12 protein-coding genes are annotated in these 16,622 nt (G+C 38.5%); 4 read left to right on the top strand and 8 right to left on the bottom strand.

What is annotated here, in order from left to right; translation table 11 throughout:
* Positions 1 to 23 precede the first annotated feature (23 nt).
* Both RSJ42_RS09025 and RSJ42_RS09020 read right to left on the bottom strand, forming a co-directional pair.
* Positions 24 to 992: a caspase domain-containing protein gene (locus tag RSJ42_RS09025; protein WP_410510235.1), complete on the bottom strand. Its 969-nt coding sequence runs from the start codon at positions 990 to 992 to the stop codon at positions 24 to 26.
* Between the two features lie 327 nt (positions 993 to 1,319).
* A complete protein-coding gene (locus RSJ42_RS09020; RefSeq protein ID WP_410510234.1) occupies positions 1,320 to 2,735 on the bottom strand; it encodes a TRAFs-binding domain-containing protein in 1,416 nt (471 codons plus the stop codon).
* Between the two features lie 682 nt (positions 2,736 to 3,417).
* Between RSJ42_RS09020 and RSJ42_RS09015 the strand changes: the two genes are divergently transcribed.
* Positions 3,418 to 4,173 (top strand): hypothetical protein, encoded by a 756-nt coding sequence (locus RSJ42_RS09015; RefSeq protein ID WP_410510233.1) that lies wholly within the window; start codon positions 3,418 to 3,420, stop codon positions 4,171 to 4,173.
* Positions 4,174 to 4,276: 103 nt separating this feature from the next.
* On the opposite strand, the gene RSJ42_RS09010 is transcribed toward RSJ42_RS09015, so the two are convergent.
* From RSJ42_RS09010 to RSJ42_RS08985, 6 genes are all read right to left on the bottom strand, one after another.
* Positions 4,277 to 5,095: a hypothetical protein gene (locus RSJ42_RS09010; RefSeq protein WP_410510232.1), complete on the bottom strand. Its 819-nt coding sequence runs from the start codon at positions 5,093 to 5,095 to the stop codon at positions 4,277 to 4,279.
* Between the two features lie 338 nt (positions 5,096 to 5,433).
* The gene (locus RSJ42_RS09005; RefSeq protein WP_410510231.1) at positions 5,434 to 5,820 is read right to left on the bottom strand and encodes an SET domain-containing protein; all 387 of its coding nucleotides are present in this window, start codon (positions 5,818 to 5,820) and stop codon (positions 5,434 to 5,436) included.
* A 185-nt stretch (positions 5,821 to 6,005) separates the two neighbouring features.
* Positions 6,006 to 7,349 carry an APC family permease gene (locus RSJ42_RS09000; RefSeq protein WP_410510230.1) on the bottom strand — a complete coding sequence of 448 codons (1,344 nt, stop codon included), beginning with the start codon at positions 7,347 to 7,349 and terminating at the stop codon, positions 6,006 to 6,008.
* A gap of 325 nt (positions 7,350 to 7,674) precedes the next feature.
* On the bottom strand, positions 7,675 to 7,848 hold the full coding sequence (locus RSJ42_RS08995; RefSeq protein ID WP_410510229.1) for a hypothetical protein: 174 nt from the start codon (positions 7,846 to 7,848) through the stop codon (positions 7,675 to 7,677).
* On the bottom strand, positions 7,849 to 8,346 hold the full coding sequence (locus tag RSJ42_RS08990) for an amino acid permease (protein ID WP_410510228.1): 498 nt from the start codon (positions 8,344 to 8,346) through the stop codon (positions 7,849 to 7,851). It abuts the gene before it with no gap.
* Positions 8,318 to 9,034, bottom strand: a complete 717-nt coding sequence (locus tag RSJ42_RS08985) for an amino acid permease (RefSeq protein ID WP_410510227.1) — start codon at positions 9,032 to 9,034, stop codon at positions 8,318 to 8,320. The genes RSJ42_RS08990 and RSJ42_RS08985 overlap by 29 nt, the downstream gene beginning before the upstream one ends.
* A gap of 818 nt (positions 9,035 to 9,852) precedes the next feature.
* Between RSJ42_RS08985 and RSJ42_RS08980 the strand changes: the two genes are divergently transcribed.
* From RSJ42_RS08980 to RSJ42_RS08970, 3 genes are all read left to right on the top strand, one after another.
* Positions 9,853 to 11,499, top strand: coding sequence for a lectin like domain-containing protein (locus RSJ42_RS08980; protein ID WP_410510226.1), 1,647 nt, complete (start codon positions 9,853 to 9,855; stop codon positions 11,497 to 11,499).
* Positions 11,500 to 12,053: 554 nt separating this feature from the next.
* Positions 12,054 to 13,136, top strand: a complete 1,083-nt coding sequence (locus RSJ42_RS08975; RefSeq protein WP_410510225.1) for a NosD domain-containing protein — start codon at positions 12,054 to 12,056, stop codon at positions 13,134 to 13,136.
* Between the two features lie 509 nt (positions 13,137 to 13,645).
* On the top strand, positions 13,646 to 16,387 hold the full coding sequence (locus RSJ42_RS08970) for a PKD domain-containing protein (protein WP_410510224.1): 2,742 nt from the start codon (positions 13,646 to 13,648) through the stop codon (positions 16,385 to 16,387).
* Positions 16,388 to 16,622 lie beyond the last annotated feature (235 nt).

Genomic DNA, 16,622 nt, shown 5'->3' with positions numbered 1-16,622 from the left:
GCACTAATCTTTACAGAATGAAATTATAGTTTATTTTGTTTGACTAATCTCCAATAGTGGTATCCTAAAGCTGTCAACTTACAAGATTTTGAATTCATTGCAGCATAATACATATGTTCCTCATCCACAGGTTTTACAAGTCCTTCAGATTCAAAATCTTGTAAATCCTTGAATATCGCACATTTAAAACCAATAGCCTTCTCTGAAGTAGGTTCATAAGAAGGATCCAATTTAAATTCATTTTCAGGCTTTGGGAAGTATCTGGGAATTTGTCTCAGCTTTTCAAGAGGTACTTTTGGATTTATGCTCCTTATTGACACAAATCTGGAAACATTTGTTTTAAAAATAGGCCTTTGTGCCCAGGCTCCAAGAGCAGAATCTATGTAAGCGTATATACTTCCAGCTGTAATATGCCCCCTAATATCTGCAGCTCCTCCTTGAAGTGCGTTAATCAACAATGAAGTAAATACTCCATGACCATCATCTAATTCAGCTGCAGATTCTATATTACGGCTAGCCGTAATTACAGTTAGCTCATCACATAAATTTGAGACTCTTGAATTTCCTAGATTTGATGCTGCAAAAGAGCCAGAATGACAACAATCTAAGATAATGATTTTACTTCTAGCTTCAGAATTAGTTGCAAGCTCAAGGATTTCTTGCATAGATATACCTTCATTATATTGTCGGAAATCTGATGTAACAATGTACCCTCCTGTAGATTTTAGTAAGCCATGACCTGCATAATAAAGTAATGCGACATCATTAGGTGCTTCAAATAAATCCTCAATTAGCCATCTTATTGTAGGAATATCAGTTGTGTTTGGAGGATTTGTTATCAATTTAACATCAAAGTTTGGGGACCCGTCGCCGTTTTTTTCCAGTATACTGGCTATAGATATAGCGTCATTTACACATCCTTCTAATGAAACATCTTGATTCTTATCCTCGCCTTTATAATCATTTATTCCTATAACCAATGCCTTTCTCATTATACAATCACCTTATGCTAAGTCCATTCTGGCATCAACTATTGATTCAGTATTCCGTTTTATATTCATATCAGCATACTTTTTTACAACTCTCGATGTCCTTTCTGATTCCCAAGATTCAACAGCAATTATAGGTTTCCAGAAAGATTCTGCTGTTTCAATCCCTTTGTTGATTCATTTACAGTATAAAGGATAAATATAAGCAAGAATCGCCTCTGCAATAATTAGAAAGAGTACCTTTAAAATCGAAGTTGGGAAATTACACTATAAATAAAGTACCCAAGAAAAGCTACGCATAATTTCCAGAGAAAAATTCTGCAATTGTGCTCAAAGATCACATATACATATCTCGAATTCGTTTATTATCTCTTGAAGCTTTTCCGTATCATGACCTTGGCGAATACGAGCCTGTTTTAACATCATGAGATTTCCTAACGTGGACTTTAGCATCCATGACTCTTTTGCCTTGTCTAGCATTTTTGGTAAAACTTTTACCGCTGAAAACCAATCGCTGCTTATACAATTAAGTTCGAGTACTGTAGCAAGATCCCAGTAGTTGCTTGAACTAGCACCACCGCAACGAGCCACTGCAAAACTTACCAAAGGAGCTAGTTCTTCCGCCTTTTTCAAAGATTCTTCATCACCTTTCTCGATGAGTAATGTTATAGCATTTATGCCCGGATAGTAATTACGAGGATCTGACTCGAAGCCCTCGGTGTAAGCATAAATTGAGTCATCCAGGGCAGTTGAAGCCATAATGCTTCTCTTCTCTTTTGCTTCACGGTAGCGATCCTTGTGTATGCGCCCTAATATACCAAGAGTTTCGGGATCGGGACCATATTCTTTCATAACCCCTGTAAGAAGTGAAATAGCTTTGTCCCTATCTCCCGGTTTGTTCCGTCGATTTAGTGAAAGCGCCCACTGCTGGCGTACAAAGATATGATTTTTTAAATAATCTGGAAAAGATTCGCAAAGAGCTGTCATTTCATTCCAGGCTTCCACACTGCGAAAAGAGAGCATCAGGTCTAGTAGTATGCTGGTTTGAATCTTTCTCGGATCTCCCAATTCTTGTTGAATTTTTAACAGGGCCATACCTCGTTCTCGATTAGACAAATTTAATTTAGCCTTATCAAGACGTTCCTGGAATTCTTTGTCCTGGTTAACCCGCTCTCTAAAAGAGTGAGTTACTTCATATGGCAGCTCGACAGCTGGAAACTTCGGGATCAATTCGAATAGCGGGCTGTCATTAGCTTGAGGACCGTTGATTACTTGTTGAATGCGTTTCATCAGCTCAGATTTTAGATTTTCAGCTGCCTCTTTTGATAAAGATGCCTCTTTTGACAAAGTACTGTTTTCCAGGTTATAGCCAATTGCTCTAACCATGCCAACGTCAAAAGGTAATGGATGTATCTTGGCATAAATGGGGACTGTAGTAAATGGTTTGACGGCGTGACGGATTCCCAGTTCATAAAATACATTCGGATTGGAAAGGGTTAAGTCAGCAACCACATATTCTGAAAGTAACAGCCTAGCAAACATTGTAGTATGAATTATCCCCCCAGTTAGCTCCTCATCACCACGCAGTGGCTCCAGTCCTGCTTCCTCAATCGCTGGTTTTATGGCTAATTGGTATATTTTGTCAAAATCGATTTCAGCTCCAGTGTTAAAATCAGTTTTCTTGCCATAGGGCATAGCAACGAAACATATTGATTTATAATTATTTCTGCTCATTAATTCACCCAATTCGATACTTACACCTACAAAGACAACGTTTAAATTTGCGAATAGCCTCAGAATTTGAGAAATCAGCACTCAAAAATTACATTGAAAGCAGATAAGTCTTTTTTTATGAGGGTGTAATACTTATGTTTACGATATTTAATTGAGTTATTTTAAAAATATGAATTTTGATTATTAGTAATAGCATATAAGAAATAAGCTAGGTTTATTCAAGTAGAATACCACATTCGCTTGCAACAGGGTGAGCCAGCGCAACTCTGATTATTCTATTTTTGGTATACTTAGATTACAATTTCACACCAAATTGCAGTTTTACACCTGACTAAGAAACTACCTACAAATTCAAAAAAATCTACATTTAGATAATTGATAACATTAACTTTAAATTAAGACTGTAGCCTTTCCTAGAATTCAGGTACACACCAGCCTTAAGTTTTTCCATATGAATTACATACTTGGGAAGTAAAATCAAAAACATTAAACGTTATGATTTGAATTTACACTTTAGATATTTAACATTTTAAGTCTCCCATTTTTCAGTTCAAGTGTATGAGTCCTATCAAGATTATGGAACTAAGTTTAATTTTAAGACACGCCATAAGATGTATCTGCAGTATAACTTGAAGTCAAAAAGAAAAAAATGTATGTCGCCTATAATTGTAAGCAAGTAGCAAGGGAAGATGGAATGATTCTCGGCAATAATGAAAAATTCAAAGGCATTGGCTATGTTTGCTACATTGACGTACTTGGATTTTCAGATAACATTCTAAAAAACTGGAATAGTCAGACCTCAAACCCACTTGAAAAAATACTTTCAATTAAAAGAGAGATGCCGATATTCACAGAGATAGAAGATGATGGTCAGGAAAACTCTCGAAAGTACGTGTGCCGTGTCAATACTGTATCAGATAGCGTCACAATTTGCTTTGGGTTTAATGACGAAATCATAGTCGGAGATCTCGTTCTCGGATTAGAAGCTGTCCTTGGGAACATTTCCTACATCTGGTCAATGTTTATTATGAACGGATACACTATAAGAGGAGCCATTGAATTTGGTGATGTTTACTGGGACGAGAGTGACTTAATTGGCCCGGCATTTATTAACGCGTATCGTCTGGAGTCAGAGGTTGCAAAAAACTCAAGAATTCTAGTATCCTCTAACTTAAATAGAGTATTTTCCAATTTAGTAAAACATTATGATAGTTCGCTCACCGCTCACGTATTTAAATATTTCAGGAAAGATGTTGACGGCTACATAATTGTCGATCCAAATATTTTATATAAATCAGACTCTGAGAGATCTGACCGAATTGAAGAACTCAAGAAGAGCAGAGATGCAGTATCTAGTGGTATCGTGAGGGAAAAATACAATCCCCTCATTAGCATGCTGAGTGAAGGGACAAGTACTGGTCTAAAATATAGTGATATCGGTTCCTACTAATGAATTAATGCTACTGTTTTTAGTTCAAATACGTAAGTCCTGCCCACATTGTATAAGCAAATATAATTTAAGACACGCTAAAAGAGAGGAAAACTGCTGTGCATTACATATTTTTATGCACAAAGAAATAAGCAAAACCACTCAAAATCAGCCTGATCAAAGAGAAAACGACCGAAACCATTGAAAAAGCCAGCAGGTAGACATTAAGAGCCAGAATAGATGTAAAAAAACCAGATATATCGGCATTGAGAAGCAAAGCGAAAACATTTACCAGCAAAATAAAAGTGAATATTGTCATAAGGCCTCTTCCTGTACCTTTAAGGTCTTCTTTACTCAGGGCTATGTGAGAAGAAATGCCAATTGCAAGAGTAAAATAGATCCAGAAATTAAGTGAAACCAGGTTTTCTGCCGAAAAAATGCTTTTAAAAAGCTGGACTGTCAATACCAGAATACCAGATAACGTCTGGGAGTCAGGCTGCTGCGGATCAAGAGCCAGATAATTCGCAAACGTGGCAAAGGAATCTGGCAGGAAAAGGTACATTCCGAGAATAAGGGCTGCTGTCCCACTGAATATTGGACCCATGCCTATGAAGAAGTTCCCTATGTTCTGATACAGGCTTTTTGAGTTCCAGCTATGGTTGACGTATCCGAGGACTCCGTCTCTGGGCTTCAGGCTGAAGAGCTTGAATTCGCTCACCCTGTGCTTGAAAAGATAACACATAAGAAGATGGCCGGATTCGTGTACCGGCGTGCCTATCCAGGCTGTAAGCATAATTCCTTTCATGCCTGAAACACTCTGGATATAAAAATTAGCTCTGTTTTCTAATATTCCAAGTACCACGCCTGTAAGTATTAGAGCGCCTGTGACACAGAGGGTTTCAAATAAGCTGAGTTGTAAGACATTGAGAAGTATATTTTCCATTTTTGATATCAATGGTTGATTTCTATATTTTAATCTGTCTTTTATCTGCTTGATGCAATGGAATTTTGATTTTTGATTTGATTTTTGATTTGATTTTTCATTTTAATCCATGTTTATTCTCAGAAAAGATAAGATAAGTTCTCAAGATAGCCGTAAAGGAAAAAATAAGAAGTAGTAAAATAAGAAACGGTAGAATAAGAAACGGTAGAATAAGAAACGGTAGAATAAAAAGAGTAGATTAAATACAAAAATTAAAAAAATTAAAAAATAAAAAAAATAAAAAGTAAAAATTGAAATTAAAAATAAACTGAAATCATATCACTGCTGAACTAAAAAAATCATTTCTGGCCTGCTACACCAAACCAGACAGGGGTTTTGTCTTCAGGGTTACAATTATAGTTTATGGTTATTTCCTCGTCTTTCTGGATATCTTTTATACAAACATATTTTAAAAGGCCCTTGCTGAAGTCTTTCTGGTATTTTGCGTTTGGTTCATATGAATGGTTGTAAAGCGACCCATAGCCCAAAGCAATCGCTGCTGCTCTTGAATCGGCTCCCCATGCGAAATAGTAATTGTAGAGCTGGGTAAGCTCAAGATTATTCACTTCTTCAGGGGGAAGGACGATGACCGGACAGGTTTCTATTACCTCACCTTTTTTAAGATTTCTCTGTGCAAATACGCCTCTGCCTTTTCCTGGTGCGTCTTTAACACATATTACTGGCATCTGATCAGGCTCCTCTGTGTATTTTAAATTGCCTGGAAACTATTGCATTATTTTGAGAAGTCAACTCATTTATAATTTTCTGTCAGAGGTTTTAGATAGAAAAGATCTTGTAAAAATTTGCAAGAATTCCAATACTTTAAGACCCTTTTAAAAGTGGCATAAAAATATTATGGAGCAGTAGATCATTACTGCTGTTCCTTAATGCGGGTTAAAGCAAGAGAGCTCCTGTTTTCTTCCCTAACCATAAGTTCTTTTCCGGATAGGGTGCTTTTTTCCGGACTTTTTCTGGATATAAACCTGTAATATCCCAGCCCTATCAGAAAGACAGGGTAAATGATTTTCCAGGTAAAGCCTGAAACCAGAAAACTCAGGGACAGAAGCGCAAGAGCTGAAAAAATCCATTTAATCCAGCCAGTTTCTGTTTTCCAGTACGCAAGAATAATAAATGCATAGAGGAATACAAAGTTCTGGTTTACAAGCAGCATCATGGATGATACCGGGATTTTGAAAACGTAAGTCCCGAGGATAAGTAAAATTGACAGGACATACAGCCCCACCAGGCTGGATACGGGGATATTCCTCTTTGAAAGCTTTCCGAAAGCGTCAGGGAAAGCACCTGTCATGCCTCCGGCATAAAGCAGGCGGCTTGCAGTAAAGTTCCAGGAACATGCATTTGCTGCAATTACTATTACCATGAGCCAGATGAGCAGGTTTCCTCCAGGAGTAAAAAGGACAAGTCCGGAAAGCCCGGCAGCTCCCTGAAGAGAAACACCTGAAGCAGTTGCTCCTGTACTGATAAGGGCGAGAACGATATAGATAAAAGTTACAAGTGCAAAACTCAGCCAGTAGAGTAAAGGCACGTTTCTTTTCGGCTCCTTTATCTCTCCAAGAGAGAAGGACAGATTTTCCCAGCCCAGGAATGCCCAGAAAAGGAGAGCTGAAATCTTCCAGACATTGTTAAGGTCTATGTTTCCGCGGCCCCCAAGAGCTTCGGCGGCAGTCTCGAGCCCTGAACCTAAGAAATCAAGATTGAAAATTATGAGCAGACCTGTAAGCAGGAAAAGTACAGCCAGAGCTGCATAGTTAATAACAGAAATTGCTTTCATCCCTGCCAGGTTTGAGATAAACATTAATGTTACAAGAACGACTGCAAAGAGAGCTACACCTGATTCTGACAGGTTGAAGAGCTGTTTCATATATTCGCTGCCAATAAGAGCAACAGCAGGAAGCCCGAAAAAGAAAGAACCGCCTACAAGGTATGAGACTGCATACCCACCCCAGGGGCCCACGGCTTCTTCAGCGTACGCAGCAAGCCCTGCAGTTGAAGGGAATTTCAGGCCAAGGCGGGCGCAGATCTGAATAAGAGGGACTGCAATAAGGGCAATAAGGAACCAGCCAAGAATTGCTTCATGGGCGCTTCCTGCATCAAGTGCAAGACCGGGCAGTGCCAGGATGCCTGTCCCAACAAGCATGCAGATCGCAAGTCCCAGACCTCTCTTCAGGGTAATTGTTTTTTCTAATTTCTTCATTTTTCCTCTTTTAGATACTTCCACTAAATTGATCTGCAAATATATTTTACACTATTTATATATTTGCCAGTAAAAAATTGAATTATTCAGACTACAAAAATATAACTGAGAATCTTAAATAAGTTTAAATTTACGGATATGATTTAAAGATTCGGTTTATAAGATCAGGTTATAAGATTCAGTATAAGATTAGGTTATAAGATTCAGTATAAGATTAGGTTATAATATTCGATTTGCAAGATTCAGTATAGGATTCAGTTTGAATAATTCAGTTTGAATATTTGATTTAAAAATTCTGTTTAAAAATTCTGCTTAAAAATTCGATTTACAGGTCTGAATAAGTGGTATATACGGCTTTTTCTTCCCTTTCTTTTTGTTTTGCAGTTTTTCTGACAAACACATAATACCCTATTCCTGTAAGGGCAACAGAATAGAGAATTCTCCATGTGAACCCCGAAACGAGGAAGGAAAGGGAAAGTAATGAAAGCCCCGAATACACCTAGCGTCTCCAGCCTATTTCGGTTTTCCAGTAAGATAACAGGATGAAACCGTAAAGGAAAAGGAAGTTTTGATTCACGAGCATTAGAAGAGAAGAAACCGAAATATCGAATACATAGGTCCCAAAAAGCACCAGAACAAAAGCAACATACATGCTCAGGATACTTGTCATTGGCTGCCCTTTTTTTGAAATTTTTCCCAGATAAGCAGGAAGCACTTCCTCTTTTCCCGATGAATAGACAAGGCGGCTTGAGGCAAAATTCCAGCAGGTCACATTGGCAATGATAACTATTCCCATCAGCCAGATAAGCAGATTTCCAGGAGGCGTAAACTTAACAAGCTCAACAAGCCCGGATGCTCCGCTGAGAGGAATTCCGTCAGCATCCGCTCCTATGCTTGTAGCTGCTAGCATCAGGTAAATAAAGATTGTGAGCCCGAAACTGAGCCAGAAAACCCGTTTGACGTTTTTTTCAGGATCCTGGAGATTCTCCCAATCCAAAAGACATATTCTCCCAGCCCAGAAAAGCCCAGAAAAGCAGGGCAGAGATTTTCCAGATATTGTAAGGGTCAGGATAAAGGCTGGAATTTCCAGGACCAGAATTTCCCGGATTCAGGCCTGTGATTCCGGATAAGCCCTCAAAAAGAGCCTGCACTGAAAAAACAAGCCCTGAAGAAAAGAAGTTGAAATTATAGAAAGTAAGAGCAGCAATCAGAAAAAGCAGTATAGCTACGGCTGCATAATTGAAAAAAGAGACTAGCCTGACCCCGGCAATCGTAATAAGGGTCATGACTGTGATGATAAGAAAAGCCAGGAAATGCACACCATATTCAGGCAGATTAAAAAGGTGCTGAAGGTATTCACCTCCAATGAGGGCAACAGCCGGTTCTCCCAGGATAAAGGAGCCGCAGACAAGGGCAGTTACTGCATATCCTCCCCATTCTCCCACAGCTTCGCGGGCATAGTGGAAGAGGCCTCCTGAATAAGGAAATTTCTTCCCAAGCTCTGCACAGATATGAATAAGAGGCATTGCAGCCAGGATAATCAGGAGCCAGCCGAAAATCACTTCCTGCACTGTCCCGGCATCTGATACCAGCCCGGGCAAGCCCAGCAGCCCGGAACCTATAACCATAAGGATTGCAAGGACCACACCGCGCCCAAGAGTAACTGTTTTTTCGAGTTCGGTCATGTTTTTAATCCGTTAAATTCAAAGATAGAAGGTTGTCAACAGGTTTTATCAACAGGTTAATAATATAAAAGTAAAGGTGAAGAGATAGAAAAAACTTTTAGCCCTATAACCTTTGAGTTTTTTATATAGCAGACCTTCTATTTGAGTCTTTCAAAAGGTAAGATGTCGAACAAATCTGGAGATTTTAGCTCAAAAATTAGAATATCAATTTAAAAATTATAAAGGCTTCTCCTCCAGTTTTGTTTGATACTTTTTCTAAAAAAGAAGTGAAGAAACAGATAAGAAATTATCTTCTCATTCCCGAAAAACCATTTTTTAGATTTCCATAATATCGGAAGTCTCGACTATCTTATCTATGTCCCTGCACGAAAATAAAAAGTAAAGAAAGAGTTTGTCACGTTTTTTTCACATGTTAGAACTGCTTATTCATTTTCAATTTTAGAATTCCCGATGTAACTGATACTTTGTTCTCGTGCATTGTATAGGATCTGATTTTAACCTCACTATAATGCGAAAAGAGGTCCTAAAAAGGGAATTCTGATTTTCTTCTCATAAAAGTAGTACAGCTATTCTATTTAATTCCGATTACCTCGAGATTCAAATAAAAATACTTATGTGTTAGTTGTACTTTTTATCATAGTCGAGACTTTGTAAATTTATTCACAAATTTTTATACTTATTAATTGTAGCTAAATTAAGGATATGTATGATAAAATAAAAAATTATAGAGGATATATATGAAGAAAAATATCAATAAAAAAATTAATATAAAAATTAAGAGAAAATATATTACATTAATCGAAATTCTTGTTTTATTTATGGTTGCAGGCTTAACAATGCAGATAGCAGTTGCAGGATCTTCGGAAACAAACAAAGCAACAGAAAAAGCAACAGCACCTGTACTTTCGCCAGAAAATCCTGATTTTGTCCAATACCATGAGGATAAAATTCACTCTCAATCTACAGCCTCAGTAAAGAAAGATAAAAAAGGTTTTATGCCTGCATCTGTGGACCTTAATTATCTCAGTGATATTTCTACAACCGGGATATCTGCTCCAGCTTACTATGACCTGCGGACCCTGAACAAAGTAACTTCCGTAAAAGACCAGGGTGAGGAAGGGGTTTGCTGGGTATTTGCAACCTTTGCGTCTTTAGAATCGTACCTGATGCCTGGAGAAAGCCGGGATTTTTCTGAAAACAACATGAAAAACCTTCTTTCTTCCGCATATCCTGAAGGTTTTGACTGCGAGCCCGATGAGGGCGGAAATCCGCTCATGTCAACTGCATACCTAGCTCGCTGGAGCGGACCTGTGGACGAAACAGATGATCCATACTCCATATACAGCGGTGAATCTCCTCAAGACCTGCCAGTGCAGAAACATGTTCAGAATGTACTTTTTATTCCGGATAGAAAGAGCCCTCTCGATAATGACGAGATAAAATCTGCGATCCTGCAGTATGGGGTTTTATGTACCTCAATGTATTTTGACGATGCCTGTTTTTCTCCTACCAGATACAGCCATTATTATAGCGGCCCTTCGATATCAGATCATGCTGTGTCCATTGTGGGCTGGGATGACAAATTTTCCAGGGACAACTTTTCCATTATCCCTCCAGGGGACGGGGCATTTATAGTAAAAAATAGCTGGGGTACGGGTTGGGGAGACAATGGATATTTCTATGTTTCCTATTATGACTCAAACATAGGGACGAATAATGCAGTCTTTACGGCTGAAACCACTGAGAACTATAAAAAAATCTATCAATACGACCCTCTGGGGTGGATCCAGAGTGTCGGATACGATAGCCCCACTGCCTGGTGTGCAAACGTCTTTACTGCAAAAACTGATGAAACTCTCGAAGCTGTCAGTTTCTATGCAGCAGACTCAAACTGCGATTATGAAATCTATATTTATATTGATCCTGAATCTGGTCCTGTGAGGGAAGAAGGACCGGCTTTTTCGAAAAGTGGAACAATTGGGACTGCAGGTTACCACACCGTCCCCTTAGGTTCCGAGGTTCAGCTTGGAGCCGGCCAAAAATTCTCTGTAGTCCTCAAGCTTACAACACCTTACTGCAGTTACCCTGTTGCTGTAGAAACGCCTTTTGAAGGCTTCAGCAGTAAAGCAACGGCAAATCTGGGAGAAAGTTTTGTCAGCGAAGACGGAAACACCTGGGAAGACATAAACGTGTATTATCCAGATTCGAATATATGCATAAAAGCCTTTACCGATTCAAGAAGTATACCGGTTTTCCCTGGTTATACCAATCCACCTACAGATCTTGACCGCGATGGCTTATACGAAGATATCAATGGAAACGGAATACTGGATTTCGATGATGTCGTTGCATACTATGATAACATGGAATGGATAGAAGAAAATGTGCCAGTAGAGCTCTTTGATTATAACAACAACGGGTTAATTGATTTTGATGATGTTGTAAAGCTCTATGATATGCTTTAAAAAGGAGTATAAAAAAGTTCGGGAAAAGAACCTTCCCTCTACAGGGTGTCTGAATGTGGTTGTTAAGGCTTACCTCTCAGACACCAGAGAGAAGAAACCTGTGTCAAGTGAACTGGCTCTGCAATCCTTTAAAAAAGCATTGCCTTTCTTGAAAAAAGCTGATAGCGCATAAAAAGATAGCAATGTAATAAAGTTAAGTTTCTCATTTATTTTAAAAGATATTATTGTTTTACTCTTTAATTATTCCTTTACTTAACTATATGCTTTTTTTCATTATTATTGAAATAATAGTTTAAATCACTATATTTATATTTGGTTATATGCATTTCAGATTAAGTAAAGCGATTGATTCGGGTATTTTACTCTGGATATCAAACAATTCAGAGTTATACATATCTTTACACTTATTATTATCAGTTGCGAGTGTTATTTTTCTGGAGTCACTAATAATGTAATTTTCGCCCCTGAGATGGGTTTCACTCCAACTTTCTTGAATAGACGGAGGGATAGATATTAAAAATAAACTGGTCATCCTACTGGGAATTTTTCTTATTTTGGTATTAATTTCAGGAGCTGGATCAGCGGCTGAGATAATTCTCCAGCCTGGAAGCTCAATACAGACTGCAGTAAACAATGCAAATTCAGGCGATACAATAATCCTGAAACCCGGGACATATTCTGAGAACCTTAACATAACCAAAGGTAACATTACGATAAGATCACAATCCGGAAACCCTGATGATACAATACTCAAATCCAAAAACTCAAGAGATGCGCTCCTCTTGCAGGCATCCGATATTACAATTAGCGGGATCAAAGTAACAGGAAGCGGATACAGTTACGCGGGAATCAACCTGTACAAATGCAGTAAATGTGTAATTGAGAAAAGCAAAGTTACGAATAATGGATATGGAATTCTCCTCACAAACTCTTACAGGTGTACGATCTCGAAAAACACTGTTACAGATAATGGAGCATACGGGATTTACCTTGGGAGTTCCAGCCTCAACACTATTTCAGGAAATACTGCTAATAATGATAGTCACGGCATACATGTGGGATCTTCCGACGACAATAAGCTTTCAGGCAACACTGTAACTTCAAACAGTGCTTCTGGTATGTACGTTTGCGGGCTCAGCGACAGGAACCTCATCTACGACAATTACTTCAATAACACCAATATAACCATCAAGAACGGGGTAGGGAATTCCTATAACACCACAAAAACTGCAGGTAAAAACATTGTAGGAGGGGCATATATTGGTGGGAACTTCTGGGGCAGGCCGGATGGCTCAGGCTTCTCCAATAAAGCTACAGATAAAGACGGAGATGGAATTTCCGACTTGGCATACAGTATACCTGACAGCATATACTCGGACTATCTGCCTCTTGTAACTCCTTCAACACAGCCAGTGATTTCTGCGTTCCCAGGTTATACCGGTTTACCGACAGATCTCGACCATGATGGCCTCTACGAGGATATTAATGGAAACGGAATACTGGATTTCGATGATGTCGTGGCATACTATGATAACATGGAATGGATAGAAGAAAGCGTGCCTCTTGAATTATTTGACTATAACAAAAACGGTTTGATTGATTTTGATGATGTTGTAAAGCTTTATGATATGCTTTAACTTCAAAAGCTCCCGGATTGTGACGATGAAATCTCCGAATAAATTCATGTTTTCATCGTCGTAAACTTTATTTTTGGGAGTATTTATCCCTCTGGAGGTGCCTGTCAATTAATTTTTTATGTATCTCGGCTCAGATTTTTGATTTTGAATACTGGATTCACTTTAAACGTTTTCATCACTCGATGATAATTCCCAAGCTATTCCAGTACTAATCCGTTACTTGAAACCATAGTATTTGATTTTATTTTTCGTTCAATAAAATTCCTATTTTTTATAATATTTTAACAAAAAAACGAAAGCTTTATCTATTGTTGTTATTACTCAACTTTGATAAATATTTTGTCAAATGTATACATGTTTTTTATATAGATAATGTTGTATGACTCGCAGAAGTGATGATGCAAAGGTTGTGTTGGAAAGGAAATTTGGTTCTATGAAATTCCACGATGGAATGGTAAATGATGATGTTGTAAAAACTTTATGGTGTATTTTAAGGAGACATGGAAAACATGACTAAGTTGTTTAGAGTTTTAATTCTTTTTCTGGTCTTTCTCGGAATAGGGACATCATGTGCCTCGGCAGCAAATGTTATTTCATTTAACCCTCAAACAGTAGAGGTGGATCCGGTTTCTTCCCAGAATGTCCAGATTATAATGGATCAGGTTCCTGATGGGCTTTCAGGTTTCAATATTACAATTTCTATTTTAGACCCTGAAATTGCAGAAATTACTGCGGTTTCATTCCCCAGTTGGAATACGATGCCAGAGAGTTCTACAATTCCTTCTAGTTCGGTCTGGATAAAAGCTTTAGATCCGCTTAAAAAAGTTAATTCCGGTGACACCAACGTTTTACTTGGGACCATTACTGTAACCGGAAAAAAGGCGGGTAGTACAAACCTGGACATACCGACAACAAGGATAAGTGCTGACGGTGGCAGCTTAATAACTCCTGTTGTGAACACAGGTACTGTACGAGTATCGGGTAATGAAGACCCTGTAGATGACGAAGACCCTGTCATTAACTCGGTAAGTTTAAGCGACAGTACACCTGAAACTGGGAATACTATAGTTGTAACTGTAGATGTAACTGACAATGTAGGAGTTAGCTCGGTTACAGCATCCGGAGTTTCTCTTGCAAATACAGGTGGGAATATCTGGAAAGGAAATATTGTTGCACTTGAAGGTACTCATTCTGTAAGTGTCTCTGCTATGGATGAAGCAGGAAATGTTGCCAATGATAATTCTGCTTCATATACTGCTATAACACCCGATAATTTACCACCTGCCTCAATAACCGGCCTCCAATCTACTAAAGGCACTACCTGGATCAAATGGACATGGCAGAATCCCAAAGATACCGATTTCGACCACACTGAGATCTATTTAAACGGAGCCTACAAGACAAGCACCTCTTCCGAATACTTTAACGCCACAGGCCTCCAACCTGAAACAAGTTATACCATCGGTACTCGCACTGTGGATACCAATGGTAATATGAATAAAATGTGGGTTAATCAGACTGTAGTAACAGAGAAGGAATTCGTACCTGAGATAAAACTCCCTGTAGCAGATTTCACTGCTGATCCCACGGAGGGTTATGCTCCTCTCTCTGTTCAGTTTACAGACATGTCTGAAAATGCAGTTTCTTTCAACTGGGACTTTGGAGACGGAACCGGTTCAACCGAACAAAACCCGGTACATACCTATTCTACAGCAGGAATCTATACAGTTAACCTGACAGCAAGCAATGAAAATGGTATGAATTCGAAGCTTGCTACAATAAATGTTACAGAAAGAACTGTTTCAGTGCTTCCGGTGGCAAATTTCACTGCCAATGTAACTGAAGGTTTTACTCCTCTCTCAGTTCAATTCACTGATTTGTCTGAAAACGCAATCTCATGGAGCTGGGACTTCGGAGATGGAGATAATTCTACAGAGAAGAACCCGATTCATACTTACTATACGGCAGGAATCTATACAGTTAACCTGACAGTCAGCAATGAAAATGGTATGAATTCAAAGCTTGCTACAATAAATGTTACAGAAAAAACAGTCTCAGTGCTTCCAGTAGCAAATTTCACTGCCAATGTAACCGAAGGTTTTGCTCCTCTCTCGGTTCAGTTCACAGACCTGTCTGAAAACGCAGTTTCTTTCAACTGGGACTTTGGAGACGGAACCGGTTCAACCGAACAGAATCCAGTACACACCTACTTTACAGTAGGAAAATATAATGTTACCTTAACGGTAGCGAATGAGATGGACAATAATACACTAACAAAATACGACTATATTTATGTGAAAGAGGCAAGCGAAGACGATAACGAAGAAAATGATGACGATAACGAAGTAATCGACGACGAAAATGATAATGTAAACGACGACGAAGATAATGAAGAGACATGTGAAGACGATAAAGAGACATGTGGAGAAACTAAACCAGTATGTGAAGAAACAAAACCAGCATGTGGAGAAACAAAACCAGCATGTGGAGAAACAAAACCAGCGTGTGGAGAAACAAAACCGGCTTGCAAAGAAACAAAGCCAGTTTGCAAGGAAACAAAACCGGTTTGCAAGGAAACAAAACCGGTTTGCAAGGAAACAAAACCGGTTTGCAAGGAAACAAAACCGGCTTGTGAGGAAACAAAACCTGTTTATAAAGAAACGAAGCCAGTTTGTAAGGAAACAAAACCAGTGTGTGAAGATACTAAAGAAGTAAATGTAGAGACTGGAAATATAGATGAAAATGAACAAACCAAAGATAAAGAATGCCCGGATGAAAATGTAAACAAAGATGAATCAGATGAAGGATGTCCAGATTCAAAACCAGTTTGCAAGGAAACAAAACCAGCGAGTGAAGACTCCAAAGAAGTAAATGACGAAACTGAAAGTGTAGATAAAAACGAACAAATTGAAGATAAAGAATCTTCGGATGTAAATGGAAATGAACCAGATGAAAATGAAGGGCGTCAGGATAACGAAAATGTAGATGAGGATGAATCAGATAAAGGTGAAGGATCTCCAGATGCAAAACCGGTTTGCAAGGAAACAAAACCAGTGCGCGAAGACACTGGGGAAGTAAAAGTCGAAACCGGAAATGCAGATGAGAATAAACAAACTGAAAATGAGAATAAACAAACTGAAAATGAGAACAAACAAACTGAAGATGAGAATAAACAAACTGAAGATGAAGGATGTCCGGATAACGAAAATGAACCGGATGAGACTGCAAATGGAGGAACTGAAAAGGTATGAAACACTGAAGAAGCTGATGAAAATTTGAAGAGCCTGAAAGTTAATAAACAAATTACGATGTTGATTCTTACAAAATCGTAACATAAAACAATTCATTCAGACCTTCAAAAAAACGCGCGTGATATTCTTTGAATAACATGCAAAAAATGAAGTACTTGAGAGTCTTTCATGCCAAAAAAATAATTAAATCTATTCAGCAGGAGTTACACACTTGACTTAATTTCATAAGTATTTC

The sequence above is a fragment of the Methanosarcina hadiensis genome (assembly GCF_046529725.1).
GTDB lineage: Archaea > Halobacteriota > Methanosarcinia > Methanosarcinales > Methanosarcinaceae > Methanosarcina > Methanosarcina hadiensis.
This window is presented reverse-complemented; position numbering and strand designations above follow the sequence as displayed.